This window comes from Arundinibacter roseus (assembly GCF_004348825.1).
Taxonomy (GTDB): Bacteria; Bacteroidota; Bacteroidia; order Cytophagales; family Spirosomataceae; genus Arundinibacter; species Arundinibacter roseus.
On sequence record NZ_SMJU01000032.1, the window covers coordinates 1 to 3,225 of the forward strand.

The window sequence follows — 3,225 nt, forward strand, 5'->3', positions numbered from 1 at the left end:
GCGGCTGCAAGGCAACTGCCAGTAAAACGGTAACTGAAAACAAGACAAACCCGACGGTAAGTTTGAACAGTCCGGTGCTGACCTGCGCCTCACCAAGCCAAACCTTAACGGCCACTGCCAGCCCATCGACGGGCGTTACCTACGCATGGACGGTTCCAGCGGGGGTAACGAATCCGGGCAATGTTTCTAGTTTTTCAGTAAGTGTTGCGGGGAATTATTCAGTAACGGTAACCACAACGGCTAGCGGCTGCAAGGCAACTGCCAGTAAAACGGTAACTGAAAATAAGACAAACCCGACGGTAAGTTTGAACAGCCCGGTGCTGACCTGCGCCTCACCAAGCCAAACCTTAACGGCCACTGCCAGCCCATCAACGGGCGTTACCTACGCATGGACGGTTCCGGCGGGGGTAACGAATCCGGGGAATGTGTCGAGTTTTGCGGTGACAGTTGCGGGGAATTATTCAGTAACGGTAACGACGACCGCAAGCGGCTGCAAGGCAACTGCCAGTAAAACGGTTGCGGAAAACAAGACAAACCCGACGGTAAGTTTGAACAGCCCGGTGCTGACCTGTGCCTCACCAAGCCAAACCTTAACGGCCACTGCCAGCCCATCGACGGGCGTTACCTACGCATGGACGGTTCCAGCGGGGGTAACGAATCCGGGGAATGTGTCAAGTTTTGCGGTGACAGTTGCGGGGAATTATTCAGTAACGGTAACGACGACCGCAAGCGGCTGCAAGGCAACTGCCAGTAAAACGGTAACTGAAAACAAGACAAACCCGACGGTAAGTTTGAACAGCCCGGTGCTGACCTGCGCCTCACCAAGCCAAACCTTAACGGCCACTGCCAGCCCATCAACGGGCGTTACCTACGCATGGACGGTTCCAGCGGGGGTAACGAATCCGGGGAATGTGTCAAGTTTTGCGGTGACAGTTGCGGGGAATTATTCAGTAACGGTAACGACGACCGCAAGCGGCTGCAAGGCAACTGCCAGTAAAACGGTAACTGAAAATAAGACAAACCCGACGGTAAGTTTGAACAGCCCGGTGCTGACCTGCGCCTCACCAAGCCAAACCTTAACGGCCACTGCCAGCCCATCAACGGGCGTTACCTACGCATGGACGGTTCCGGCGGGGGTAACGAATCCGGGGAATGTGTCGAGTTTTGCGGTGACAGTTGCGGGGAATTATTCAGTAACGGTAACGACGACCGCAAGCGGCTGCAAGGCAACTGCAAGTAAAACGGTTGCGGAAAACAAGACAAACCCGACGGTAAGTTTGAACAGCCCGGTGCTGACCTGCGCCTCACCAAGCCAAACCTTAACGGCCACTGCCAGCCCATCGACGGGCGTTACCTACGCATGGACGGTTCCAGCGGGGGTAACGAATCCGGGCAATGTTTCTAGTTTTTCAGTAAGTGTTGCGGGGAATTATTCAGTAACGGTAACCACAACGGCAAGCGGCTGCAAGGCAACTGCCAGTAAAACGGTAACTGAAAATAAGACAAACCCGACGGTAAGTTTGAACAGCCCGGTGCTGACCTGTGCCTCACCAAGCCAAACCTTAACGGCCACTGCCAGCCCATCAACGGGCGTTACCTACGCATGGACGGTGGCGGCGGGGGTAACGAATCCGGGGAATGTTTCTAGTTTTTCAGTAAGCGCTGCGGGGAATTATTCGGTAACAGTAACGACGACGGCCAGTGGTTGTACGGCAACTGCCAGTAAAACGGTAACTGAAAATAAGACAAACCCGACGGTAAGTTTGAACAGCCCGGTGCTGACCTGTGCCTCACCAAGCCAAACCTTAACGGCCACTGCCAGCCCATCGACGGGCGTTACCTATGCGTGGACGGTTCCGGCGGGGGTAACGAATCCGGGGAATGTGTCGAGTTTTGCGGTGACAGTTGCGGGGAATTATTCAGTAACGGTAACGACGACCGCAAGCGGCTGCAAGGCAACTGCCAGTAAAACGGTAACTGAAAATAAGACAAACCCGACGGTAGTTGCCACAGGTGGTCAGTTGACCTGCGAAGTAACAAGCTTACCGATTACGGCCACGGGTTCCCCACAAAATGTTACGTATGCATGGAGCGGCCCGTCGAACTTCACAGCAACGACAGCCAGCATCACGGCCACTTTGGAAGGCATTTACACGGTAACCGTTACGAATCCGGCCAACGGCTGTACGGCTTCGGACACGGCGATTGTGAGTAAAGATGCGGCCACGCCGACGGTTGTAGCCACGGGTGGTCAGTTGACCTGCGAAGTAACAAGCTTGCCGATCACAGCCACGGGTTCCCCACAAACGGTCACCTATGCATGGAGCGGCCCGTCGAACTTCACAGCAACGACTGCCAGCATCACGGCCACTTTGGAAGGAATTTATACCGTAACCGTTACGAATCCGGCCAACGGATGTACGGCTTCGGACACGGCGATTGTGAGCAAAGATGCGGCCACGCCAACGGTAGTAGCCACGGGTGGTCAGTTGACCTGCGAAGTAACAAGCTTGCCGATCACAGCCACGGGTTCCCCACAAACGGTCACCTATGCATGGAGCGGCCCGTCGAACTTCACAGCAGCGACAGCCAGCATCAATGCCACTTTGGAAGGAATTTACACGGTAACCGTAACGAATCCGGCAAACGGATGTTCAGCTTCGGATACGGCGATTGTGAGCAAGGATGCGGCCACGCCAACGGTTGTAGCCACGGGTGGTCAGTTGACCTGCAAAGTAACAAGCTTGCCGATCACAGCCACGGGTTCCCCACAAACGGTCACCTATGCATGGAACGGCCCGTCGAACTTCACAGCAACGACTGCCAGCATCAATGCCACTTTGGAAGGAATTTACACGGTAACCGTAACGAATCCGGCCAACGGCTGTACGGCTTCGGACACGGCGATTGTGAGTAAAGATGCGGCCACGCCAACGGTAGTAGCCACGGGTGGTCAGTTGACCTGCGAAGTAACAAGCTTGCCGATTACGGCCACGGGTTCCCCACAAAATGTTACGTATGCATGGAGCGGCCCGTCGAACTTCACAGCAACGACTGCCAGCATCACGGCCACTTTGGAAGGAATTTATACCGTAACAGTTACGAATCCGGCCAACGGCTGTACAGCATCTGACACGGCGATTGTGAGTAAAGATGCGGCCACGCCAACGGTAGTAGCCACGGGTGGTCAGTTGACCTGCGAAGTAACAAGCTTGCCGATTACGG

The 3,225-nt window shown here is 55.1% G+C and carries 1 protein-coding gene; it reads left to right on the forward strand.

Annotated features, from left to right (window positions below; translation table 11 throughout):
- On the forward strand, positions 1 to 3,225 hold a 3,225-nt coding region (locus EZE20_RS24225), incomplete at both ends, for a beta strand repeat-containing protein (protein WP_394345673.1).